This is a genomic window from Cupriavidus sp. Agwp_2 (assembly GCF_040784895.1).
GTDB lineage: Bacteria > Pseudomonadota > Gammaproteobacteria > Burkholderiales > Burkholderiaceae > Cupriavidus.
This window is the reverse complement of the sequence record NZ_CP088083.1, coordinates 2,554,548-2,577,412: the sequence shown is the minus strand read 5'-3', so window position 1 is coordinate 2,577,412 and position 22,865 is coordinate 2,554,548. Positions and strand designations below refer to the sequence as shown.

Here is a 22,865-nt window from a genome sequence, read left to right as displayed (position 1 = left end):
CGATAGCTGAAAATTATTGGTGCAGCGCGCAACAAAGGCGCTAAAATCTCGTGGATTTGCCACAGTGCATCCCGCTGCATGCAGGCAATGGCAGTTTCGTTTCTTTGTTTACCGCTAATGGGGTCTCGCATGGCTGAAGCCGTCAAACAAGCCAGGCCGGAGTTCCGGAATATCGGTATTTCGCAGATCGCGAAATACCGGTTGCCCTGGGCCGGCAAGGTATCCATCCTGCATCGCGTAAGCGGTGCCTTGATGTTCCTCCTCCTTCCCTTTGTCCTGTATCTGTTCGAGCAGAGCATCACCTCCGAACTGAGCTTCGCAAAGTTTTCGGCCCTGCTGTCCGGTGGCTTTGTCAAGCTGGTTGTGCTGGCCCTGATCTGGGGGTATCTGCATCATTTCTGCGCGGGTATCCGCTTCCTGCTGCTGGATGTGCACGTTGGTGTGTCCAAGCCCGCTTCGGCTAAGTCTGCCATCAGCGTGCTGGTTGTCAGCCTGCTGCTTACCCTGATTTTCGGCCTGAAGCTGTTCGGCCTGTTCTGAGGAGAATCAAGGTGGCAAATAACAATATCGGTCCCAAGCGTCTGGTCGTCGGTGCCCACTACGGCCTGAAAGACTGGCTCGCGCAACGCGTCACGGCCGTGATCATGGTGGTGTTCACCGTGGTCCTGGCCATTGCCTTCCTGCTGTCGAACGGCGCTTCGTACGAAGCGTGGGCAGGGCTCTTCGCCAACCAGTGGATGAAGATCATCACGTTCCTGACCATCCTGTCGCTGCTCTACCACGCCTGGATCGGCGTGCGCGACATCTGGATGGACTATGTGAGGCCGATGGCGGTGCGCCTCGTGCTGCAAGTACTTACGATTCTGTGGCTCGTCGGTTGCGCGGGCTACGCTGCTCAGATTCTCTGGAGGGTGTAATAAATGGTCGCAGTCAAGACTGGATTGCCGCGTCGCCGCTTTGACGTGGTCATCGTCGGTGCTGGCGGCGCCGGGATGCGCGCATCCCTCCAGCTCGCGGAAGCCGGCCTGAACGTGGCCGTGCTGTCCAAGGTGTTTCCGACCCGCTCGCACACCGTGGCGGCGCAGGGCGGCATCGGTGCCTCGCTGGGCAACATGAGCGAAGACAACTGGCACTATCACTTCTACGACACCATCAAGGGCTCGGACTGGCTGGGTGACCAGGACGCCATCGAGTTCATGTGCCGTGAAGCCCCGAAGGTCGTGTACGAGCTCGAACACTTCGGCATGCCGTTCGACCGCAACCCCGACGGCACCATCTACCAGCGCCCGTTCGGCGGCCACACCGCCAACTACGGCGAGAAGCCGGTGCAGCGCGCCTGCGCCGCGGCTGACCGTACCGGCCACGCGCTGCTGCACACGCTGTACCAGCGCAACGTGCGCGCCAAGACCCACTTCTTCGTCGAGTGGATGGCGCTGGACCTGATCCGCGACCAGGACGGCGACGTGCTGGGCGTGACCGCGCTGGAAATGGAAACCGGCGAGGTCTACATCCTCGAAGCCAAGACCACGCTGTTCGCGACCGGCGGTGCCGGCCGTATCTACGCCGCTTCCACCAACGCCTTCATCAACACCGGTGATGGCCTGGGCATGGCCGCACGCGCTGGCGTGCCGCTGGAAGACATGGAGTTCTGGCAGTTCCACCCGACCGGCGTGGCCGGCGCGGGCGTGCTGATCACCGAAGGCGTGCGCGGCGAAGGCGGTATCCTGCGCAACAAGGACGGCGAACGCTTCATGGAGCGCTATGCCCCGACGCTGAAGGACCTGGCGCCGCGTGACTTCGTCTCGCGCTCGATGGACCAGGAAATCAAGGAAGGCCGCGGCTGCGGCCCGAACGGCGACTACGTGCTGCTCGACCTGACCCACGTCGGTGCCGAGACCATCATGAAGCGACTGCCGTCGATCCGCGAAATCGGCATGAAGTTCGCCAACGTCGACGCGATCAAGGAACCGATCCCCGTGGTCCCGACCATCCACTACCAGATGGGCGGTATCCCGACGAACTATCACGGCCAGGTCGTGGTGCCGAAGAACGGCAACCCGAACGAAGTCCTGAACGGTTTCTATGCGATCGGCGAATGCTCGTGCGTGTCGGTGCACGGCGCCAACCGCCTGGGCACCAACTCGCTGCTCGACCTGGTGGTGTTCGGCCGTGCCGCCGGCAACCACATCATCGCGCAGAACCTGAAGCAGAAGGAACACAAGCCGCTGCCGGCCGATGCCGCCGACCTCGCGCTGTCGCGCCTGGCCAAGCTGCAGGCCACGTCGTCGGGCGAGTACACGCAGGACGTCGCCAACGACATCCGCAAGAACATGCAGTCGCATGCCGGCGTGTTCCGTACGCAGAAGCTGATGGACGAAGGCGTCGAGCGCATCCTGGAAGTGTCCGAGCGCGCCAACGACATCCACCTGAAGGACAAGTCCAAGGTCTTCAACACCGCGCTGGTGGAAGCCCTGGAAGTGGCCAACCTGGTGGAAGTGGCCAAGGCCACCATGATCTCGGCGGCGGCCCGCAAGGAATCGCGCGGTGCCCACGCGCACAGCGACTTCCCGAACCGCGACGACCAGAACTGGCTCAAGCACACGCTGTTCTACAGCGAAGGCAACCGCCTCGACTACAAGCCGGTGAAGATGGAACCGCTGACGGTGGAAAGCGTGCCGCCGAAGGCCCGTACCTTCTGAGCACCGCGTCGTAGAGAAAACAGGACCCACAGAAATGAAGCGTATTTTCGAAGTCTACCGCTACGATCCGGACAAGGATGCGGCACCGCGCATGCAGACCTACGAGGTCGAGCTGGACGGTCACGAGCGCATGCTGCTGGACGCGCTGGTCAAGCTCAAGAAGCTGGACGAGACCATCTCGTTCCGCCGCTCGTGCCGCGAAGGCGTGTGCGGCTCGGACGCGATGAACATCAACGGCAAGAACGGCCTGGCCTGCCTGACCAACATGCGCGAGCTGCCGGACCGCATCGTGCTGCGTCCGCTGCCCGGGCTGCCGGTGGTGCGCGACCTGATCGTCGACATGACGAACTTCTTCAAGCAGTACAACTCGATCAAGCCGTTCCTGATCAACGACGAGCCGCCGCCCGAGAAAGAGCGCCTGCAGTCGCCGGAAGAGCGCGACGAGCTGGATGGCCTGTACGAGTGCATTCTCTGCGCCAGCTGCTCGACGTCGTGCCCGTCGTTCTGGTGGAACCCGGACAAGTTCGTCGGCCCCGCCGGCCTGCTGCAGGCTTACCGCTTCATCGCGGACAGCCGTGACCAGGCCACCAGCGAGCGCCTGGACAACCTGAACGACCCGTACCGCCTGTTCCGCTGCCACAGCATCATGAACTGCGTCGACGTGTGCCCCAAGGGTCTGAACCCGACCAAGGCCATCGGCAAGATCAAGGAGCTGATGGTCCGCCGCGCTGTCTGATCCTGCGGCTGTCACTGTAGTAAGCGGCGCGTCAGCCAGAGCGGCTATATCTGGCGGGCGCGCCGAAAGTAGGAAGCCATGACTGAGAGTCCTGCCACCACCTTCTCCCATCAGGCCGATCCGCACAAGCGCGCACGGTTGCGCTGGCGCGCCCGCCGCGGCCTGCTGGAGAACGACATCATCGTCGAACGTTTTTTCAACCGTTACGAGGAGAGCCTGTCCGATGAGGACGTGGCTGCGCTGAGCCAGCTGTTCGAGCTCAGCGACAACGAGTTGATGGACCTGCTCCTTGCCCGCAAGGAACTGGACGGTGAGCTCGACACGCCCCCGATGCAGCGCGTAGTGAACCTGCTGCGTTCGGTCTGAGTTTTGGTCAACATTATTATTCACAGCATTTGAAGGATCCGACATGACGCCGTCCGATGTGAAAGCCACGCTATCGTTCTCCGATGGTTCCCCCAGCGTTGAGCTGCCGATTTATACGGGCACCGTTGGCCCGGACGTGATCGACATTCGCAAGCTGTACGGACAAACCGGTAAGTTCACCTACGACCCCGGTTTCATGTCGACGGCTTCGTGCAATTCCAAGATCACCTATATCGATGGCGACAAGGGCGAGCTGCTGTACCGCGGCTACCCGATCGAGCAACTGGCGCAGAAGTGCGACCACCTCGAGACCAGCTACCTGCTGCTCAAGGGCGAGCTGCCCAACGCCAAGCAGAAGGAAGAATTCACCGGCCACGTCATGAACCACACCATGGTTCATGAGCAGCTGCAGTTCTTCATGCGCGGTTTCCGCCGCGATGCCCATCCGATGGCCGTGCTGACGGGCCTGGTGGGTGCCATGAGCGCGTTCTACCACGACGCGATGGACATCGATGATCCGCACCAGCGCGAGATCTCGGCCATCCGCCTGATCGCCAAGATGCCGACCATGGTCGCCATGGCGTACAAGTACAACATCGGCCAGCCGTACATCTATCCGCAGAACGACCTGTCCTACTCGGGCAACTTCCTGCGCATGCTGTTCGGCACGCCGTGCGCCCCGTACACCGTCAATCCGGTGCTGGAGCGTGCGCTGGACCGCATCTTCATCCTGCACGCCGACCACGAGCAGAATGCCTCGACCTCGACCGTGCGCCTGGCCGGCTCGTCGGGCACCAACCCGTTCGCAGCCATCGCCGCCGGCGTGGCCTGCCTGTGGGGCCCGGCCCACGGCGGCGCCAACGAAGCCGCACTGAAGATGCTGGAAGAGATCGGCAGCGTCGACAACATCGGCGAGTTCATCAAGCAGGTCAAGGACAAGAACTCGGGCGTGCGCCTGATGGGCTTTGGCCACCGCGTGTACAAGAACTACGATCCGCGCGCCAAGCTGATGCGCGAAACCTGCCATGAAGTGCTGAACGAACTGGGCCTGCACAACGACCCGCTGTTCAAGCTGGCCATGGAGCTGGAAAAGATCGCGCTGGAAGACGAGTACTTCGTCAGCCGCAAGCTGTACCCGAACGTCGACTTCTACTCGGGCATCGTCCAGCGCGCGCTGGGCATCCCGACCTCGCTGTTCACCTGCATCTTCGCGCTGGCCCGCACCCCGGGCTGGATCTCGCAGTGGGAAGAGATGATCACCGATCCGGAATACAAGATCGGCCGTCCGCGCCAGCTGTTCGTCGGCGCAGCCAGCCGCGACGTGCCGGATATCGCCAAGCGTTGATCGCTGGCTGACATCCCGCGCTGCGCAGCAGCAAATGCAGACGCCCCGGCCCGCCGGGGCGTTTGTTTTTGTGGCAATGGACGCTCTTGTGCGGTGCAACGCCGACAAGGGCAGGAAATTGCACCTGGAATGGTCCGGGGCGCAATTAGTGGAAAATTGTGTCGCGTTTCCCCAATAGAGTTCCGCATTTATTGTGCGATTGTCGCGTGGCGCAGGGAATTTGACCCTATAATGCGGGCTGCTTTGCCGACGGCAGCCGGGCCATCCCTCCGGCGTGCGGTGCGGCAAGCGGGGCAGGCGAATCGCTTGCGCAATAGAGAACGCATCAAACGTTGTCTTTCCGAACCTTGGTCCCCATACCCAGCGGGACTGACACACGCCGGGCCCCGCATCTCTTCAGCTGTTCTGCAGGCCCGTCTTCCGCGTCTCGGGCCGCCTTTCCGCCAGTCCGATCTCAGTAGTCCGCGGGTGTTGTTCGATTGCGCAGGTCATTCCGTTTCTGCCTGGATGACCCAAACATAAATCGAGGAGCTCCTGATGACGCTGTCCCGTCTTACCACCATTTCGCTGGCCGCCATGCTGGCCACCTTTGGCGCCGCCGCCAACGCCGAAACCGTGAAGATCGCCATTGCCGGCCCGATGAGCGGCTCGGTGGCGCAGTACGGCGACATGGTCAAGGCCGGTGCGCTGACCGCCATCGAACAGATCAACGCAGCCGGCGGCGCCGGCGGCAACAAGTTCGAAGTGGTGATGATGGACGACGCCTGCGAGCCGAAGCAGGCCGTTGCGGTGGCCAACAAGATCGTCAGCCAGAACATCAAGTACGTGATCGGCCACGTGTGCTCGGGCTCGACCATCCCGGCCTCGGACATCTACGAGAACGAAGGCATCGTGATGGTCACGCCGTCGGCCACCGCGCCGCAGCTGACCGAGACCAAGAAGCGCAAGTTCATTTTCCGCACCATCGGCCGTGACGACCAGCAGGGCCCGGCCGCTGCCCAGTACATCATCAGCAAGGTCAAGCCGAAGAAGGTCGCGATTCTGCACGACAAGCAGTCGTACGGCCAGGGCATCGCCAGCTCGGTGAAGAAGGACCTGGAAGCGGCCAAGATTCCGGTCGCCGTATTCGAGGGCATCAACGCCGGCGATTCGGACTACTCCGCCGTCATCACCAAGCTCAAGTCGCAGGGCGTGGACTTCGTCTACTTCGGCGGCTACCACCCGGAAATGGGCCTGCTGCTGCGCCAGGCGCGCGAGCAGGGCGTGAAGGCGGCTTTCATGGGCCCCGAGGGTGTGGGCAACAAGGACGTGACCGCGATCGCCGGCCCGTCGTCCGAAGGCATGCTGGTGACGCTGCCGGCCGACTTCTCGGCCGACCCGGCCAACGCTGGCCTGGTGAAGGCATTCGCCGACAAGAAGCGTGACGCCAACGGTCCGTTCCAGATGCCGGCCTACGCCGCCGTCAAGATCATCGGCGACGCCATTGCCGGCGCGAAGAGCACCGATCCCGCCAAGGTCGCGGCGTACATGCACAAGAACGCCTTCCAGACCCCGATCGGCAAGGTCGAGTACGACGACAAGGGCGACCTGAAGTCCTTCAAGTTCGTGGTTTACACCTGGCACAAGGACGCCACCAAGACCGCGGCGAACTGAGGCCCTTCAAATCCCGACGGGTTGCTCCCCTCTCCCGCTTGCGGGAGAGGGGCTGGTGGAGAGGGCAGGAGGATCAAAGGCTGAGGACGGTGAGTTAACACCATTGGCCCCGCTTGATGTGGTTCCTTGCTAGCCCACCCCTCTCCCCAGCCCTCTCCCCCTGAGGAGAGAGGGAGAACACCTTGCTTTGGCAAGTTCGATCGGTTTTGGATGCATCCCTGCTGAGGCCAGCTCTGCGGCTTCGAGGTTTTCCCCCAATGAATGAATTCCTTCCACAGTTCACCCAGCAGCTGGTCAACGGCCTGACGCTGGGTGCGATCTATGCGTTGATTGCCATCGGCTACACAATGGTCTACGGCATCATTGGCATGATCAATTTCGCGCACGGCGAGATTTACATGATCGGCGCCTATGTCGGCCTGGTCACGCTCACCGCGATCGGTGCCCAGGCAGGCTATCCCTTGCCGCTGGTGCTGGGCGCCGCCTTGCTGGTCTCGGTGCTGGTCACCGGCGTCTACGGCTTTGCGGTCGAGCGGGTGGCATACCGGCCCTTGCGCGGCGGACCGCGCCTGGTGCCGCTGATCTCAGCCATCGGCATGTCGATCTTCCTGCAGAACTATGTCCAGATCGGGCAGGGCGCGCGCGACGTGTCGGTGCCGGTGCTGATCTCGGGTGCCATCGAGTTCCAGATGGGCGGCGACTTCGCCGTGACCGTGCCGTATTCGCGCCTGCTGATCGTCGGCGTGACGCTGGTGATGATGATCGCGCTGACGCTGTTTATCGGCCGTTCGCGCATGGGCCGCGCCTGCCGTGCCTGTGCTGAAGACATGCGCATGGCCAACCTGCTCGGCATCGACACCAACAAGGTGATCTCGTTCACCTTCGTGCTGGGCGCGATGCTGGCAGCCGTGGGCGGCGTGCTGATCGGGCTGAGCATCGGCAAGCTCAATCCCTTTATCGGCTTTATCGCCGGCATCAAGGCCTTTACCGCGGCGGTGCTGGGCGGCATCGGCAGCATCCCGGGCGCGATGCTCGGCGGCGTGCTGCTGGGCCTGGCGGAAACCTTCGCCTCGGGCTACATGCCGGCCGAATACAAGGACGTGGTCGCATTCAGCCTGCTGGTGCTGGTGCTGCTGTTCCGTCCGACCGGGCTGCTGGGCAAGCCTGATGTCGAGAAGGTGTGAGGGAGGGCGAGACAATGACTAATCAAGTTTCTGCGATGCCCGCCAGGCAAGCCGCACGCGGCGCCACGCCGGGCCAGTCGCTGAAGAACGCAATCACGGCCGCCGTGATGACGGCGATCCTGACCATTCCCATCCTGGGCCTGCAGCTCAAGCTGGAAGGCTACAAGGTGGTGCTCGAGCCGCACTGGCGTCCGGTATGGATTGCCGTGGCGGCGGTGTTCCTGTTCCAGCTGTTCAAGCCGATGCTGTCGCGTGCCGGCAGTGCCGTGCGGCTGCCGTCGGTGCCGCAGTTCGGTGCGCGCCAGCAGCGCGTGGCGGTATGGGTGCTGCTGGCGGTCGGGCTGGTGTGGCCGTTCTTCGGCTCGCGCGGCGCGGTCGACGTGGCCACGCTGGCGCTGATCTACGTGATCCTGGGCCTGGGCCTGAATATCGTGGTGGGCTATGCCGGCCTGCTCGACCTGGGCTATGTCGGCTTCTACGCGATCGGCGGCTACACCTATGCGCTGCTGAACCAGTACTTCGGGCTGGGCTTCTGGGAATGCCTGCCAATCGCCGCTGCAATGTCGGCGACCTTCGGCTTCATCCTCGGCTTCCCGGTGCTGCGGCTGCGCGGCGACTACCTTGCCATCGTGACGCTGGGCTTCGGCGAGATCATCCGCCTGCTGGCCAATAACCTGACCAGCCTGACCGGCGGCCCGGACGGTGTCTCGGGCATCCCGAAGCCGTCCGTGTTCGGCATCGAGATGGCGCGCAGCGCAAGCGTGGAGGGCGCCAAGACTTTCCATGACCTGATCGGCCTGGACTACAGCGGCCAGCACATGGTGATCTTCCTGTACCTGCTGGCGCTGCTGCTGGTGGGCTTCACGCTGTTCGTCACCAGCCGCCTGATCCGCATGCCGATGGGCCGTGCCTGGGAAGCGCTGCGCGACGACGAGATCGCGTGCCGCTCGCTGGGCCTGAACCCGACCCGCATCAAGCTGTCGGCGTTCACGCTGGGCGCTTCGTTCGCCGGCATCGGCGGCGCGTTCTTCGCGGCGCGCCAGGGGCTGGTCAACCCGGAATCGTTCACCTTCATCGAGTCGGCGCTGATCCTTGCCGTGGTGGTGCTGGGCGGCATGGGCTCGCAGCTGGGCGTGATCCTGGCGGCGATCCTGCTGACCGTGTTGCCCGAGGTGGCGCGCGGCTTTGCCGAATATCGCATGCTGATTTTCGGCCTGGTGATGGTGCTGATGATGATGTGGCGTCCGCAGGGCCTGCTGCCCGCGAACCGTCCCCACGTGGAGCTCCCTCGATGAATGCGCCGATGAGTACAAACGCAGAATTGCTGAAGGTCTCGGGCCTGCAGATGCGCTTCGGCGGCCTGCTGGCCGTGGACGGCATCGATTTCGATGTCCGCAAGGATGAGGTCTTCGCCATCATCGGCCCCAACGGCGCAGGCAAGACCACGGTGTTCAACTGCGTCGGCGGCTTCTACAGGCCGACCGCGGGCGATGTCACGCTGGATGGCCACGACATCGCCGGCCTGCCCAGCCACAAGGTGGCGCGCCAGGGCCTGGTGCGGACCTTCCAGAACATCCGCCTGTTCAAGTCGCTGACGGTGGTGGAGAACCTGCTGGTGGCGCAACACCTGCAGGTGCAGTCCGGCATCCTGCGCGGCCTGTTTGCCACCCCGGCCTATCGCCGTGCCGAGCGCGAGGCGCTGGAGCGCGCCGCGGTCTGGCTGGAGCGGATGGGCCTGACCAAGGTTGCCAACCGCGAGGCCGGCACGCTGTCATACGGCCACCAGCGCCGGCTGGAGATCGCGCGCTGCATGATCACCAAGCCGCGCCTGCTGATGCTGGACGAACCCGCCGCCGGCCTGAACCCGCAGGAGAAGGTCGAGCTGCAGCAGCTGATCGACCAGCTGCGGCGAGAGTTCGGCATTGCCGTGCTGCTGATCGAGCACGACATGAGCCTGGTGATGGGCGTGTCCGACCGCATCCTGGTGATGGAGCACGGCAAGCCGATCGTGATCGGAAAGCCGGAGGAAGTGCGCAACGACCCGCGCGTGATCAAGGCCTACCTGGGAGAGGACTGATGCTGAAGCTGGAACAGGTCCATACCCACTACGGCGCCGTCGAGGCGCTGTCGGGCGTATCGATCGAAGTGAACAAGGGGGAGATCGTCACCCTGATCGGCAGCAACGGCGCCGGCAAGACGACGCTGATGATGACCGTGTGCGGCACGCCGCGCGCCTCCAGCGGGCGCGTGCTGTTCGAAGGCGAGGACATCACCAACCGCTCGACGCACGAGATCATGCGGCTGGGCATGGCGATCTCGCCCGAAGGCCGGCGCGTGTTCCCGAGCCTGACGGTGCTGGAGAACCTGAAGATGGGCGGCTTCTTTGCCAGGCGCGACGAGATCGAGGCAGGCATCGAGCACGTCTTCAAGCTGTTCCCGCGCCTGAACCAGCGCGCGAGCCAGCGCGCCGGCACCATGTCGGGCGGCGAGCAGCAGATGCTGGCGATCGGTCGCGCGCTGATGAGCCGGCCGCGCCTGCTGTTGCTGGACGAGCCCACCCTCGGCCTCGCGCCGCTGATCATCGCGCAGATCTTCGACATCATCCGGACCATTCGTGACGAAGGCGTCACTGTGTTCCTGGTCGAGCAGAACGCCAACAAGGCGCTTCAGGTCGCGGATCGCGGCTATGTGCTGGAAACCGGCAAGGTGGTGCTGGCCGATACCGGCGCCAACCTGCTGGCCAACGACCGGATCAAGGCCGCCTACCTGGGCGGCTGATGTCCGCGGCCGCCGCCCTGCAACGGGGTGGCGGCCCTCTGGCGATTCGTTTTCGCCATCCGCGAAAGCCCCCTTTCGCCAATCACATTACATTCCAGGCGCCGTCCCGGCCGGGCAGGGCGCTGATCCCCATACCCCCTGTGGCATAATCGATTGCCAAGTCAAGCATTGCGGCAACGCTTGAAATAACGCTCGCTTCAGGCGGCTTCCGGCGCGATCATCGAGACTGATTGCAATACGACGCCCGTGTTCGCCACCGCGACCGAAGCGAACAAAAACCCCTGCAAACTACTGCGCGGTCACCGCGGACCTCTCCTGCCAAGGATCGGTCATTCGGCCCGCCATCGCATCATGGCCAAGACGCTCTACGACAAACTCTGGGATGACCACACCGTCCACGTCGAGGAAGACGGCACCACGCTGCTCTACATCGACCGCCACCTGCTGCATGAAGTCACCAGCCCGCAGGCGTTCGAGGGCCTGAAGCTGGCGGAGCGTCCGGTATGGCGCATCAGCGCGAACCTGGCCGTGTCGGATCACAACGTGCCGACCACCGACCGCAGCCAGGGCATCGCCGATCCGGTGTCGAAGCTGCAGGTCGATACGCTGGATGCAAACTGCGACAGCTTCGGCATCACCCAGTTCAAGATGACCGATCACCGCCAGGGCATCGTGCACGTGATCGGGCCGGAGCAGGGCGCGACGCTGCCGGGCATGACGGTGGTGTGCGGCGACTCGCATACCAGCACGCATGGCGCCTTCGGCGCGCTGGCGCACGGCATCGGCACGTCTGAAGTCGAGCACGTGCTGGCCACGCAGACGCTGCTGGGCAAGAAGGCGAAGAACATGCTGGTCAAGGTGGAAGGCAAGCTGCCGCGCGGCTGCACCGCCAAGGACATCGTGCTGGCCGTGATCGGCAAGATCGGCACCGCCGGCGGCACCGGCTTCACCATCGAGTTCGCTGGCTCGGCCATCCGCGACCTGACCATGGAAGGCCGCATGACGGTCTGCAACATGGCCATCGAAGCGGGCGCGCGCGCCGGCCTGGTGGCGGTGGACGATGTCACGCTGGAATACGTGAAGGGCCGCCCGTACGCGCCGCAGGGCGTGGAGTGGGAGCAGGCGGTTAGCTACTGGCGCACGCTGCACTCGGATGCCGGTGCCAAGTTCGACCAGGTGGTCGAACTGCGCGCCGAAGACGTCCGCCCGCAGGTGACCTGGGGCACATCGCCGGAAATGGTGATCAGCATTGAAGACCGCGTGCCGGATCCCGAGAAGGAAAAGGACCAGAACAAGCGCAACGCCATGGAGCGCGCGCTGGAATACATGGGCCTGCAGCCCAACGTGCCGGTCGAAAGCATCAATATCGACAAGGTCTTTATCGGCTCGTGCACCAACAGCCGCATCGAAGACATGCGTGCCGCCGCGTGGGTGGTTCAAAAGCTGGGCCGCAAGGTTGCATCGAACGTAAAGCTTGCGCTGGTGGTGCCGGGTTCCGGCCTGGTCAAGGAGCAGGCCGAGCGCGAAGGCCTGGACAAGATCTTCAAGGCCGCCGGCTTTGAGTGGCGCGAGCCGGGCTGCTCGATGTGCCTGGCCATGAATGCCGACCGCCTCGATCCGGGCGAGCGCTGCGCGTCGACCTCGAACCGCAACTTCGAAGGCCGTCAGGGCGCCGGTGGCCGTACCCACCTGGTGAGCCCGGCGATGGCAGCCGCTGCCGCCATCGAAGGCCATTTCGTCGACATCCGCAAGCTGGGCTAAGCGGGGCGCGGCAGATGAAAAGGACCCTGATCGCATGGCTGGCATGCCTGGGCATGCTGCAGCTGGCTGGCTGCAATACCATGGCCGGCCTGGGCAAGGACACGCAGGCCGCCGGCAGCTCGCTCGAGCGCGCGGCCAAGAAGTAAGGAAAGAGACATGGACAAGTTCACTGTACACAGCGGCCTCGTGGCCCCGCTCGACCGCGAAAACGTCGACACCGACGCCATCATCCCGAAGCAGTTCCTGAAGTCGATCAAGCGCACCGGCTTCGGCCCCAACCTGTTCGACGAGTGGCGCTACAAGGATGTCGGCGAGCCCGGCATGGACAACAGCAAGCGTCCGCTGAACCCGGACTTCGTGCTGAACCAGCAGCGCTACCAGGGCGCGTCGATCCTGCTGGCGCGCCGCAATTTCGGTTGCGGCAGCTCGCGCGAGCACGCGCCGTGGGCGCTGACGCAATACGGCTTCCGCGCCGTGATCGCGCCCAGCTTTGCCGATATCTTCTTCAACAACTGCTACAAGAACGGCCTGTTGCCGGTGGTGCTGAGCGAGCAGCAGGTCGACCACCTGTTCAACGAGACCAACGCGTTCAACGGCTACCAGCTGACCATCGACCTGGACAAGCAGGTGGTGCTCACGCCGTCGGGCCAGGGCTACGAGTTCGACATCGCCCCGTTCCGCAAGTACTGCATGCTGAACGGTTTCGACGATATCGGCCTGACCCTGCGCCATGCCGACAAGATCAAGGCCTACGAGGCCGAGCGCGTGGCGAAGATGCCGTGGCTGAACAACCGCCTGGTCGGATAAGACTCTACGAGGGAAGACAACAATGAAGATCGCAGTCCTGCCGGGTGACGGCATCGGTCCCGAAATCGTTGCAGAGGCCGTCAAGGTCCTGAACGCGCTCGACGAGAAGTTCGAACTGGAAACCGCCCCGGTGGGCGGCGCCGGCTACGAGGCCGAAGGCCATCCGCTGCCGGAGAACACGCTGAAGCTGGCCAAGGAAGCCGACGCCATCCTGTTCGGCGCCGTCGGCGACTGGAAATACGACAGCCTGGAGCGCGCGCTGCGCCCCGAGCAGGCCATCCTGGGCCTGCGCAAGCACCTGCAACTGTTTGCCAACTTCCGTCCGGCGATCTGCTATCCGGAGCTGACCGGCGCCTCGAGCCTGAAGCCCGAGCTGGTGGCCGGCCTGGACATCCTGATCGTGCGCGAACTGAACGGCGACATCTACTTCGGCCAGCCGCGCGGCCTGCGCGAAGCGCCGGACGGCCTGTTCAAGGGGGCGCGCGAAGCCTTCGACACCATGCGCTACAGCGAGCCGGAAATCCGCCGCATTGCGCATGTGGCATTCCAGGCCGCGGCCAAGCGCGGCAAGAAGCTGTGCAGCGTCGACAAGGCCAATGTGCTCGAAACCTTCCAGTTCTGGAAGGACATCGTGATCGACGTCAGCAAGGAATATCCGGAAGTCGAGCTGTCGCACATGTATGTCGACAACGCGGCCATGCAGCTGGTCAAGGCGCCCAAGAGCTTCGACGTGATCGTCACCGGCAATATGTTCGGCGACATCCTGTCGGACGAGGCCGCGATGCTGACCGGCTCGATCGGCATGCTGCCGTCGGCGTCGCTGGATGCGAACAACAAGGGCCTGTACGAGCCGTCGCACGGTTCGGCACCTGACATCGCCGGCAAGGGCGTGGCCAATCCTCTGGCCACCATCCTGTCGGCGGCGATGATGCTGCGCTACTCGCTGAACCGCGCCGAGCAGGCCGACCGCATCGAGAACGCCGTCAAGAAGGTGCTGGCCCAGGGCTACCGCACCGGCGACATCCTGACGCCGGGCTGCAAGCAGGTTGGCACCCGCGAGATGGGTGAAGCCGTGCTGGCGGCACTGTAAGTCACACGCAAAAGGGCACCGCCAGCGCGGTGCCCTCGTTTTATTTGTCCCCAATTTGCACGCTGCGGCGGCGCCGCAAAATCGTGTAGACTCTGCGAATGGCCCGATTTTCCCAGTCCACCCTGACTGCTGTTGTCGCCCTGACCGCCACCCGCGGCCCGGTCGGCACGATTTCGCTCGGCCAGACCGCAACGACGATTAAAACCATTATTAAAACCGCGATCGCCTAGATCCGTTCGTCGTGCCTGCCCGTCTTCCCCGCGCAGCCACGCCGGGCGAGGAAAATGGCGGGGAAGTAAAAATCACATCCGAGGTAAATCATGATTGTAGGTCTCGTCGGTTGGCGGGGTATGGTCGGCAGCGTCCTGATGCAACGCATGCAGGAAGAGCGTGATTTCGACCACATCGAGCCCGTCTTCTTCAGCACGTCCAACGCCGGCGGCAAGGCGCCCGCCATGGCCAGGAACGAAACCACGCTCAAGGATGCCAACGACATCGAGGCACTGAAGAAGTGCGACGTGGTGCTGACCGCCCAGGGCGGCGACTACACCAACGAAGTCTTCCCCAAGCTGCGCGCGGCGGGCTGGAAGGGCTACTGGATCGACGCGGCTTCGTCGCTGCGCATGAAGGACGATGCCATCATCGTGCTGGATCCGGTCAACCAGGGTGTGATCAAGGACGCGCTGTCCAAGGGCGTCAAGAATTTCATCGGCGGCAACTGCACGGTCAGCTGCATGCTGATCGGCCTGGGTGGCCTGTTCCAGGCCGACATGGTCGAATGGATGACCTCGATGACCTACCAGGCCGCTTCGGGCGGCGGGGCCCAGCACATGCGCGAGCTGCTGACGCAGTTCGGCACGCTGAACGCCTCGGTCAAGCCGCTGCTGGACAACCCGGCGTCGGCCATCCTGGAAATCGACCGTCAGATCCTGGCAACCCAGCACGGCCTGTCCGCCGAGGAAACCAAGCAGTTCGGCGTGCCGCTGGCCGGCAACCTGATCCCCTGGATCGACAAGGACCTGGGCAACGGCCAGTCCAAGGAAGAATGGAAGGGCGGCGCCGAGACCAACAAGATCCTGGGCCGTGGCGAAGGCTTCCTGGGCGCGACCGGCGCCACGCCGATCGCCGTCGACGGCCTGTGCGTGCGCATCGGCGCGATGCGCTGCCACTCGCAGGCGCTGACCATCAAGCTGCGCAAGGACGTGCCGCTGGACGAGGTCGAAGGCATGCTGGCCGCTCACAACCCGTGGGCCAAGGTGGTGCCGAACACGCGTGAAGCCAGCATGACCGACCTGACCCCGGCTGCCGTGACCGGCACGCTGACGATCCCGGTCGGCCGCCTGCGCAAGATGCAGATGGGCGGCGAGTACCTGTCGGCCTTCACGGTGGGCGACCAGCTGCTGTGGGGCGCGGCCGAGCCGCTGCGCCGCATGCTGCGTATCCTGATCGAATCCTGATGGGAAGTTGCCTGGTTGCGTCCGTTGCAGCCAGGCAACAGAAAAGACCGCTTTGCCGACAACGCCGCGCCCACGCGCGGCGTTGTTGTATCCGGGCGCCTATTTTCCCGGGCGATGCGTCACAATACGCCGGCATGCGCCCCGGCTCGCAGGGGTCGGCGCCTGCGCGCCGGCTGGACAAGAGGTGCAACCAGAATGCCTCGCCAGCCTGCCGGACCTGTTTATGGGGTCGGTTTGTCGATGTATATCGCTACTAAAACATAACGGAGCATAAAGGTGAGTGTGAGCCAACATCGCCGGAAAGATGCGCCTACTGCCCGTCAGCGCTGGTCAACGCTGGCCGTCACGGCACTGGGCCTGCTGCTTGCGCAGCCGGCCGCATATGCCGCGGGGTTCGGGCAATTGCGGGTTCAGTCGAATCTGGGGCAGCCGCTACAGGCTGAAATCGACATCAGCGGGGTCACGCCCGAAGAGGCCGCCGGGCTGAACGTCAGGCTGGCGTCGCCGGGGGCGTATGCCGCGGCGGGGCTGACTTACCAGCCCGCGGTCAGTACGCTGCGCCTGGAGGTCGAGCGCCGACGCAACGGCAGCTATGTCGCCAAGGTCCGTTCGACCCAGCCGATCAGCGAGCCGTTTGTCGATATCCTGGTCGACATGAGTTGGGCCAGCGGCAAGGTTTCGCGCGCCTACACATTCCTGCTTGATCCCGCCGGAGCCAAGCCCTCCAACGAGACCTACTCGCCGTCGACGGTGGTACAGGCGGCAACGCCCGACGCTTCACCCGCCACCGCGCCGCAGCCCGCGGCTGACGCAGCGCCGCAAGCGGCGGCACAGGAGGCCGCGTCCGCCGCCGAATCCGCCCGTCCGGCAGCGCCCGTGCGCCCGGCACGGCAAGCCAGGCGCGCGCCGGCACCGGCAACCGCACCCAGCGCCGACACGGCGCCGGGCGGCGGCTATACCGTCAAGCGCGGCGATACGCTGTCTGGGATTGCCGGCGAAGCCGTACAGGGCGCCGAATCGGTGTCGCTGGACCAGATGCTGGTCGCGCTCTATCGCAACAATCCCAATGCCTTTATCGGCGGCAACATGAACCGGCTGCGCAGCGGCGCGGTGCTGCAGGTGCCGACCCAGCAACAGGCGCAGTCCGTCACGCGGAAGGAGGCACGCCGCGAAGTGGTCGCGCGCACGCAGGGCTTCGACGCCTATCGCAGCCGCCTGGCGAGTGCCGCCGCGGCCAAGTCGGTCGAGCCCGACAGCGGCCGCCAGCAGTCCGGCAACGTGACGGCGCGCGTGCAGGAACAGGCGGCCCCGACCGATGGCCCGCGCGACGAACTGAAGCTGAGCAAGGCCGAGCGGGGTGCCCAGGCGGATGCTGCCGCCAAGGCCGAAGCCAACGTCGCTCGCGAGCGCCAGATCAAGGAAGCCGAGACGCGCCTGGCGCAGCTGGAAAAGAATATCGGCGACATGCAGAAGCTGCTCGAGCTGAAGAATGCCGAGATCGCCAAGCTGAGCCAGTCCAACCAGGCGGCGCCTGCCGACAAGGAGAAGGAAAAGGCGGCCGCAGTGGCCAAGCCGGAAGCGGCCGCACCGAACGTGGTGGCCGCGCAGGCGCCGAAGGCGGATGCGGCGGAACCAGCGGCAGCGGCGGCTACCGCTGCCGCCGCCGTGCCCGCCGCCGCTGGCGCAGCGTCGGCAGTGGCTGCCGCCGGAGCCTCGGCGCCGCAAGTGGCTGCTGCTGCGCCGGCATCGGCCCCGGCAGTCAAGCCGACGCCACCCGTGGTGGCACAGCCCGCACCGGTGCAGGAACCGTCGTTCCTTGACGGCCTGCTCGCCAACCCGCTGCTGCTGCCCGGCGGTGGCCTGGTGGTGGCGCTGCTCGGCGTCTTCGCGATCTATCGGCGCCGCCAGCAGCAGAAGGAAAGCGAGGCGACCGGCTTTGGCGACAGCATCCTGTCGCAGGAAAGCACGGTGATGGCCGGCACCAATTCGCTGTTCGGTGCCGCCGGCGGGCAGAGTGTCGACACCTCGCAGCACAGCGTGTTCGGCGCCGATTTCCGCATCGGCAACAACACGCCGGAAGCCAATGAGGTCGACCCGATCGCCGAGGCCGAGGTCTATATCGCCTACGGGCGCGATGTGCAGGCCGAGGAGATCCTGCGCGAAGCCCTGGAGAAAAACCCGGAGCAGCAGCCGGTGCGGCTCAAGCTCCTGGAGATTTACAGCAACAGACAGGATGTGGAAGGTTTCCGCGTGATAGCAGAAGAAATGTTCGCCCAGACCGGCGGACACGGTGCGGAATGGCTGAAGGCAGCAGAAATGGGGCGCGCGCTCGAGCCGGGCAACGCGATGTACATGGTGGTGACGCCGGAGGCCGCGGGCCCGGATACGGCCTCGCCGGCAACGGACCAGTGGCGCACGCAGGACCCGTCGCAGGATCCGGCATCGATCCCGCGCCTGGAGCCCTCGCTGGGCGACCTGGCACTGCCGCTGGACGCCTTCCCGGCGCCCGCGGCGGGCGACCCGATCGTGGCGCCGGCATCGGCGGCCATGGTGTTCGGCACCGATTCGGACCCGACCGAACCGGCCGTGCGCCTGGACCGCGGACTGCACCTGGACTTCCCGGCCCGTGCCACCGACCCGCTGGCAGATGATGAGGACGAGCACGAGGTGCCGCGCCTGGATACGCCCACCCGCTCGCGCCCGCTGGAGTTCGACATGTCCGGCCTGTCGCTCGACCTGGGCGGTGGGCCGTCGGCTACCAGCGGCTCGCCGGCCGCGGCGGACGAGGCGTTCGCGCCGTTGCCTGCAACGACCATGCTGCGCGACGGCAAGCTGGCCGAGCCGTTCGACCTGTCCCGCGTTCCCGACGAGACCAATCCCGACACCGCTCGCGGCGTTTCGCCCAGCACGCTGTCGACCGATGGTGTCGACGGCGGGCGCGACATGCAGATCAAGCTCGACCTGGCCCGTGCCTATATCGAGATCGGCGACAAGGAAGGGGCGCGCGAGCTGCTGCAGGAGGTGGTAGATCAGTCGCAGGATCCGCTGCAGGCCGAGGCCCGTTCGCTGCTGCTGGAAGTGGCCTGAGCTATCATTGACGGTCCGCCGCGGCACCCGCTGCCGCGGCATGAAGCGATGCGCCGGAAGCGTCCCTTCCGGCGCATTTGCTTTTCCGGCGCGCGCGGCACGCAAGCTTGCCCGACGTTGCCGGACCCATGCTTTTTCCCCTGACATGAACCGCATCGCTCTTGGCCTGCACTACGACGGCGCCGCCTTTTCCGGCTGGCAGTCGCAGCCGCACCGCAATACCGTGCAGGATCACCTCGAAGACGCCATCGAGCGCTTCGCCGGCGTGCGCCTGCTGACCACCGTGGCGGGGCGCACCGATACCGGCGTGCACGCGCTGGGACAGGTCATCCACCTGGATACCGAGCTGGAACGCGAGCCTTTTTCCTGGGTCCGCGGCGTCAATGCGTTCCTGCCGCCGTCGATCGCGCTGCAGTGGGCGCGGCCCGTCGACGAGGGCTTCCACGCCCGCTTCCTGGCGTACGAGCGCATGTATTACTACGCGCTCTACACCGGCCCGCACCGGGTGCCGATGGTGCACGGCCGCGCCGGCTACCAGATGCTGCCGCCGGGCCAGCGGCTCGACGTCGAGGCGATGCGCGAAGCCGCCGCGTGCCTGGTCGGCGAGCATGACTTTTCCGCTTTCCGCGCCGCCGAATGCCAGGCCAAGTCGCCGGTCAAGACCATGTACGACGTCACCATCCGTGACGACGGCAACTGGGTGTTCCTGCGCTTCCGCGCCAGCGCCTTCCTGCACCACATGGTGCGCAACCTGATGGGCTGCCTGGTGGCGGTGGGCCGCCGCCGCTACCCGCCGCAGTGGCTGGCGCAGGTGCTGGCCGGGCGCGACCGCAAGCTGGCGGCGCCTACGTTCATGCCGGATGGCCTTTACCTGGTCGGGGTCAAGTATCCTGATGCTTACCCGATCCCCGCGGCCGATCCGTCCGCGAGCCTGTTTCATGGAGTGTTCGATGACGCAGCCTGAGGGCAGTGCGATGCACCTGCCACAGCGTACCCGCATCAAGATCTGCGGCCTGACCCGCGAAGACGACGTGCGCGCCGCCGTCGATGCCGGCGCGGACGCGATCGGGCTGGTTTTCTACCCGAAGAGCCCGCGCTACGTCGAGGTGGCGCGGGCGGCGGCGCTGGCCGAGGCCGCGGGGCCGTTCGTCGCGGTGACGGGGCTGTTCGTCAACGCCGAGCTGGAGGACATCGCCCATGTGGCCGAGCGTGTGCCGTTGACGCTGCTGCAGCTGCACGGCGACGAAACCCCGCAGTTCTGCACCCAGGCCGCCCAGCGCTGCCGGCTGCCGTTCCTGCGCGCCGCCCGTGTCCGTCCGGGGCTCGATTTGGTAGAATTTGCCGACCAATACCGTGATGCCGCTGCCTTGCTGCTCGATGCCTTCGTCGAAGGCTACGGCGGTGGCGGCCACGTCTTCGACTGGACCCTGATTCCTCCGGCATGGCTTCCGCCCAATCCTCCGGTTACGGCAACCGGCAACCCGAACGCAAGCGGCGCTCCTCGCATCGTTTTGAGTGGTGGGTTGAACGCGCAAAACGTCGCTGGCGCGATTGAACGCGTGCGGCCCTACGCTGTGGACGTCAGCAGCGGGGTAGAGGCCGCCAAGGGCGTGAAGGACCACGCCCGCATTGCCGAATTCGTGCGCGCTGTCCGCAGCGCCGAGGCCGGATGAGCCGGATCGAAGCCCGATCCCTTGCCCACCCCGTGTCCGCCGCATCAAGGCGGCCATCGCGCACCCCAGCCAACTACGCGCCCTTGCCGGTCAAGGCAAGGCCGCTGTTCCGAAGAGCCTAGACATGTACGACCTGCCCGATTCCCGTGGCCATTTCGGCCCCTATGGCGGCACCTTCGTTTCCGAGACACTGGTCCACGCGCTGGACGAGTTGCGCGAAGCCTATGCGCACTCCCAGAAGGACCCGGAGTTCGATGCCGAATTCCGCCGCGAACTGAAGCACTTTGTCGGCCGCCCGTCGCCGATCTACCACGCGCAACGCTGGAGCGAGACGCTCGGCGGCGCGCAGATCTTTTTCAAGCGCGAAGACCTGAACCACACCGGCGCGCACAAGATCAACAACGTCATCGGGCAGGCGCTGCTGGCCAGGCGCATGGGCAAGCCGCGCGTGATCGCCGAGACCGGGGCAGGGCAGCATGGCGTGGCAACGGCCACTATCGCTGCACGCTTCGGCATGGAGTGCGTGGTCTACATGGGCGCCGAAGACGTCAAGCGCCAGGCCGCCAACGTCTACCGCATGAAGCTGCTGGGCGCGACCGTGGTGCCGGTGGAAAGCGGCTCGCGCACGCTCAAGGACGCGCTCAATGAAGCCATGCGCGACTGGGTCACCAACGTCGAGAACACCTTCTACATCATCGGCACCGTGGCCGGCCCGCATCCGTACCCGATGATGGTGCGCGACTTCCAGTGCGTGATCGGCGAGGAAGCCAAGGTGCAGATGCCGGAGATGACCGGCCGCCAGCCGGATGCGGTGATTGCCTGCGTCGGCGGCGGCTCCAATGCCATGGGCATCTTCTATCCGTATATCGAGCACCAGGATGTGCAGCTGATCGGCGTGGAAGCCGCCGGCGACGGCCTCGACACCGGCCGCCATGCCGCGTCGCTGACCGGCGGCACGCCCGGCGTGCTGCACGGCAACCGCACCTACCTGCTGCAGGACGACAACGGCCAGATCATCGAGACGCATTCGGTCTCGGCCGGCCTGGACTACCCTGGCGTTGGCCCCGAGCATGCCTGGCTCAAGGACAGTGGCCGCGCGCAGTACGTGCCGATCACCGATGAGGAAGCGCTCAAGGCCTTCCATGACTGTTGCCGCATCGAGGGCATCATCCCGGCGCTGGAATCGAGCCACGCGATCGCCTACGCCTGCAAGCTGGCGCCGACGCTGCCCAAGGACAAGCTGCTGCTGGTGAACCTGTCCGGCCGCGGCGACAAGGACATGCACACGGTCGCCGAGCGCGCGGGGCTCAAGCTCTGATGCGCGCGCTGTCCCACCCCCAGGGCCTTGCCGTCGGCGGGCCCGACGCTTTGCCTGGCGCGTCCGACGCGCCGCCGCTGCACCTGTTCCAGGAAGACATGTTCGAGGGCATTGCCCGCCTGCCGGACGGCTCGGTCGACCTGATCGTCGCCGATCCGCCGTACGGGCTGGGCAAGGACTATGGCAACGATTCCGACCTGCTGTCGGGCCAGGCCTACCTGGACTGGTCCGAGCGCTGGATGGACGCGGTCGTGCCCAAGCTCGCGCCCAGGGGCACGCTCTACCTGTTCTGCACCTGGCAGTATTCGCCGGAGCTGTTCGTGATGCTCAAGCGGCGCCTGACGATGATCAACGAGATCATCTGGGACCGCCGCGTGCCCAGCATGGGCGGCACCACGCGCAAGTTCTCGTCGGTGCACGACAACATTGGCTTCTTTGCCAAGGCGCGCGACTACTACTTCGATCTCGACCCGGTCCGGATTCCGTATGACCCCGAGACCAAGAAGGCGCGCAGCCGCCCGCGCTTCGAGGGCAAGAAGTGGCTGGAGGTGGGCTACAACCCCAAGGACCTGTGGAGCATCTCGCGCATCCACCGGCAGGATCCCGAACGCGCCAACCACCCGACGCAGAAGCCGCTGGAAATCGTCGAGCGCATGGTGCTGTCGAGCTGCCCGCCGGGCGGCCTGGTGCTGGATCCATTCGCGGGCAGCGGCACCACCGCGGTGGCCTGCCTGCGCCACGGCCGGCGCTTTGTGGGCTACGAGATCAACCCGGAGTACGTGCAGGTGGCGTGCGGGCGCGTGGCCGCGGCCGCGCAAGCCATGCCCGCGATCGAGCCTGACGTCACCGCAACCCCGGCCGCCGCCAACGACGACGCCTCGCCGGCGCCGCGGCCTCACCTGATTCCCTGA

Annotated in this window: 22 protein-coding genes; all 22 read left to right on the top strand. The window is 65.3% G+C overall.

Annotation, left to right across the window (positions count from 1 at the left end):
• The first annotated feature begins 129 nt into the window (after positions 1-129).
• The 22 genes from sdhC (at position 130) to LPA45_RS12030 (ending at position 22,865) form a co-directional block, all read left to right on the top strand.
• Positions 130-540 (top strand): succinate dehydrogenase, cytochrome b556 subunit, encoded by a 411-nt coding sequence (gene sdhC, locus LPA45_RS12135; RefSeq protein WP_012353373.1) that lies wholly within the window; start codon positions 130-132, stop codon positions 538-540.
• Positions 541-551: 11 nt separating this feature from the next.
• Entirely contained in the window at positions 552-917 is a 366-nt protein-coding gene (gene sdhD, locus LPA45_RS12130) for a succinate dehydrogenase, hydrophobic membrane anchor protein (protein WP_116324062.1), read from the top strand.
• A gap of 3 nt (positions 918-920) precedes the next feature.
• Positions 921-2,699: a succinate dehydrogenase flavoprotein subunit gene (sdhA, locus tag LPA45_RS12125; RefSeq protein WP_367394574.1), complete on the top strand. Its 1,779-nt coding sequence runs from the start codon at positions 921-923 to the stop codon at positions 2,697-2,699.
• 34 nt (positions 2,700-2,733) lie between these two features.
• The gene (locus tag LPA45_RS12120; protein ID WP_011298473.1) at positions 2,734-3,435 is read left to right on the top strand and encodes a succinate dehydrogenase iron-sulfur subunit; all 702 of its coding nucleotides are present in this window, start codon (positions 2,734-2,736) and stop codon (positions 3,433-3,435) included.
• Positions 3,436-3,513: 78 nt separating this feature from the next.
• Entirely contained in the window at positions 3,514-3,801 is a 288-nt protein-coding gene (locus LPA45_RS12115) for a succinate dehydrogenase assembly factor 2 (RefSeq protein ID WP_116322295.1), read from the top strand.
• 43 nt (positions 3,802-3,844) lie between these two features.
• On the top strand, positions 3,845-5,146 hold the full coding sequence (gltA, locus tag LPA45_RS12110) for a citrate synthase (protein ID WP_116322294.1): 1,302 nt from the start codon (positions 3,845-3,847) through the stop codon (positions 5,144-5,146).
• 537 nt (positions 5,147-5,683) lie between these two features.
• Positions 5,684-6,799: a branched-chain amino acid ABC transporter substrate-binding protein gene (locus tag LPA45_RS12105; protein ID WP_317925346.1), complete on the top strand. Its 1,116-nt coding sequence runs from the start codon at positions 5,684-5,686 to the stop codon at positions 6,797-6,799.
• 257 nt (positions 6,800-7,056) lie between these two features.
• Positions 7,057-7,983: a high-affinity branched-chain amino acid ABC transporter permease LivH gene (gene livH, locus LPA45_RS12100; RefSeq protein WP_116322292.1), complete on the top strand. Its 927-nt coding sequence runs from the start codon at positions 7,057-7,059 to the stop codon at positions 7,981-7,983.
• A gap of 14 nt (positions 7,984-7,997) precedes the next feature.
• On the top strand, positions 7,998-9,278 hold the full coding sequence (locus LPA45_RS12095) for a high-affinity branched-chain amino acid ABC transporter permease LivM (RefSeq protein ID WP_317925345.1): 1,281 nt from the start codon (positions 7,998-8,000) through the stop codon (positions 9,276-9,278).
• An 8-nt stretch (positions 9,279-9,286) separates the two neighbouring features.
• The gene (livG, locus tag LPA45_RS12090) at positions 9,287-10,060 is read left to right on the top strand and encodes a high-affinity branched-chain amino acid ABC transporter ATP-binding protein LivG (protein WP_317925344.1); all 774 of its coding nucleotides are present in this window, start codon (positions 9,287-9,289) and stop codon (positions 10,058-10,060) included.
• Positions 10,060-10,761 carry an ABC transporter ATP-binding protein gene (locus tag LPA45_RS12085; RefSeq protein ID WP_116322290.1) on the top strand — a complete coding sequence of 234 codons (702 nt, stop codon included), beginning with the start codon at positions 10,060-10,062 and terminating at the stop codon, positions 10,759-10,761. The genes livG and LPA45_RS12085 overlap by 1 nt, the downstream gene beginning before the upstream one ends.
• 351 nt (positions 10,762-11,112) lie before the next feature.
• Positions 11,113-12,522, top strand: a complete 1,410-nt coding sequence (gene leuC, locus LPA45_RS12080) for a 3-isopropylmalate dehydratase large subunit (RefSeq protein WP_116322289.1) — start codon at positions 11,113-11,115, stop codon at positions 12,520-12,522.
• Positions 12,523-12,536: 14 nt separating this feature from the next.
• On the top strand, positions 12,537-12,668 hold the full coding sequence (locus LPA45_RS12075) for an entericidin A/B family lipoprotein (protein ID WP_116322288.1): 132 nt from the start codon (positions 12,537-12,539) through the stop codon (positions 12,666-12,668).
• 10 nt (positions 12,669-12,678) lie between these two features.
• Positions 12,679-13,329, top strand: coding sequence for a 3-isopropylmalate dehydratase small subunit (gene leuD / locus LPA45_RS12070; protein ID WP_116322287.1), 651 nt, complete (start codon positions 12,679-12,681; stop codon positions 13,327-13,329).
• A 22-nt stretch (positions 13,330-13,351) separates the two neighbouring features.
• On the top strand, positions 13,352-14,419 hold the full coding sequence (gene leuB, locus LPA45_RS12065; protein ID WP_063238336.1) for a 3-isopropylmalate dehydrogenase: 1,068 nt from the start codon (positions 13,352-13,354) through the stop codon (positions 14,417-14,419).
• A 98-nt stretch (positions 14,420-14,517) separates the two neighbouring features.
• Positions 14,518-14,649, top strand: a complete 132-nt coding sequence (locus LPA45_RS12060; protein WP_012353360.1) for a hypothetical protein — start codon at positions 14,518-14,520, stop codon at positions 14,647-14,649.
• Positions 14,650-14,739: 90 nt separating this feature from the next.
• On the top strand, positions 14,740-15,876 hold the full coding sequence (gene asd, locus LPA45_RS12055; protein WP_317925339.1) for an aspartate-semialdehyde dehydrogenase: 1,137 nt from the start codon (positions 14,740-14,742) through the stop codon (positions 15,874-15,876).
• A 276-nt stretch (positions 15,877-16,152) separates the two neighbouring features.
• Positions 16,153-18,963 (top strand): FimV/HubP family polar landmark protein, encoded by a 2,811-nt coding sequence (locus LPA45_RS12050; protein WP_367394573.1) that lies wholly within the window; start codon positions 16,153-16,155, stop codon positions 18,961-18,963.
• A gap of 145 nt (positions 18,964-19,108) precedes the next feature.
• Complete coding sequence (gene truA / locus LPA45_RS12045) at positions 19,109-19,927, top strand: tRNA pseudouridine(38-40) synthase TruA (RefSeq protein ID WP_317922125.1); 819 nt, start codon at positions 19,109-19,111, stop codon at positions 19,925-19,927.
• Positions 19,914-20,636: a phosphoribosylanthranilate isomerase gene (locus LPA45_RS12040; RefSeq protein WP_317922126.1), complete on the top strand. Its 723-nt coding sequence runs from the start codon at positions 19,914-19,916 to the stop codon at positions 20,634-20,636. The genes truA and LPA45_RS12040 overlap by 14 nt, the downstream gene beginning before the upstream one ends.
• Before the next feature lie 124 nt (positions 20,637-20,760).
• Complete coding sequence (trpB, locus tag LPA45_RS12035; protein ID WP_317922129.1) at positions 20,761-21,954, top strand: tryptophan synthase subunit beta; 1,194 nt, start codon at positions 20,761-20,763, stop codon at positions 21,952-21,954.
• Positions 21,954-22,865 (top strand): DNA-methyltransferase, encoded by a 912-nt coding sequence (locus LPA45_RS12030; RefSeq protein WP_376790606.1) that lies wholly within the window; start codon positions 21,954-21,956, stop codon positions 22,863-22,865. Before trpB ends, LPA45_RS12030 begins: the two co-directional genes overlap by 1 nt.

What these genes read in the sequence shown, in the direction of transcription:
- sdhC (WP_012353373.1), top strand. Translation starts at nt 130, where the DNA reads ATGGCTGAAGCCGTCAAACAAGCCAGGCCGGAGTTCCGGAATATCGGT.
- LPA45_RS12115 (WP_116322295.1), top strand. Translation starts at nt 3,514, where the DNA reads ATGACTGAGAGTCCTGCCACCACCTTCTCCCATCAGGCCGATCCGCAC.
- LPA45_RS12060 (WP_012353360.1), top strand. Translation starts at nt 14,518, where the DNA reads ATGGCCCGATTTTCCCAGTCCACCCTGACTGCTGTTGTCGCCCTGACC.
- LPA45_RS12120 (WP_011298473.1), top strand. Translation starts at nt 2,734, where the DNA reads ATGAAGCGTATTTTCGAAGTCTACCGCTACGATCCGGACAAGGATGCG.
- sdhA (WP_367394574.1), top strand. Translation starts at nt 921, where the DNA reads ATGGTCGCAGTCAAGACTGGATTGCCGCGTCGCCGCTTTGACGTGGTC.
- LPA45_RS12095 (WP_317925345.1), top strand. Translation starts at nt 7,998, where the DNA reads ATGACTAATCAAGTTTCTGCGATGCCCGCCAGGCAAGCCGCACGCGGC.
- truA (WP_317922125.1), top strand. Translation starts at nt 19,109, where the DNA reads ATGAACCGCATCGCTCTTGGCCTGCACTACGACGGCGCCGCCTTTTCC.
- leuC (WP_116322289.1), top strand. Translation starts at nt 11,113, where the DNA reads ATGGCCAAGACGCTCTACGACAAACTCTGGGATGACCACACCGTCCAC.
- gltA (WP_116322294.1), top strand. Translation starts at nt 3,845, where the DNA reads ATGACGCCGTCCGATGTGAAAGCCACGCTATCGTTCTCCGATGGTTCC.
- livG (WP_317925344.1), top strand. Translation starts at nt 9,287, where the DNA reads ATGAGTACAAACGCAGAATTGCTGAAGGTCTCGGGCCTGCAGATGCGC.
- leuD (WP_116322287.1), top strand. Translation starts at nt 12,679, where the DNA reads ATGGACAAGTTCACTGTACACAGCGGCCTCGTGGCCCCGCTCGACCGC.
- trpB (WP_317922129.1), top strand. Translation starts at nt 20,761, where the DNA reads ATGTACGACCTGCCCGATTCCCGTGGCCATTTCGGCCCCTATGGCGGC.
- LPA45_RS12075 (WP_116322288.1), top strand. Translation starts at nt 12,537, where the DNA reads ATGAAAAGGACCCTGATCGCATGGCTGGCATGCCTGGGCATGCTGCAG.
- leuB (WP_063238336.1), top strand. Translation starts at nt 13,352, where the DNA reads ATGAAGATCGCAGTCCTGCCGGGTGACGGCATCGGTCCCGAAATCGTT.
- asd (WP_317925339.1), top strand. Translation starts at nt 14,740, where the DNA reads ATGATTGTAGGTCTCGTCGGTTGGCGGGGTATGGTCGGCAGCGTCCTG.
- LPA45_RS12030 (WP_376790606.1), top strand. Translation starts at nt 21,954, where the DNA reads ATGCGCGCGCTGTCCCACCCCCAGGGCCTTGCCGTCGGCGGGCCCGAC.
- LPA45_RS12105 (WP_317925346.1), top strand. Translation starts at nt 5,684, where the DNA reads ATGACGCTGTCCCGTCTTACCACCATTTCGCTGGCCGCCATGCTGGCC.
- LPA45_RS12040 (WP_317922126.1), top strand. Translation starts at nt 19,914, where the DNA reads ATGACGCAGCCTGAGGGCAGTGCGATGCACCTGCCACAGCGTACCCGC.
- livH (WP_116322292.1), top strand. Translation starts at nt 7,057, where the DNA reads ATGAATGAATTCCTTCCACAGTTCACCCAGCAGCTGGTCAACGGCCTG.
- LPA45_RS12085 (WP_116322290.1), top strand. Translation starts at nt 10,060, where the DNA reads ATGCTGAAGCTGGAACAGGTCCATACCCACTACGGCGCCGTCGAGGCG.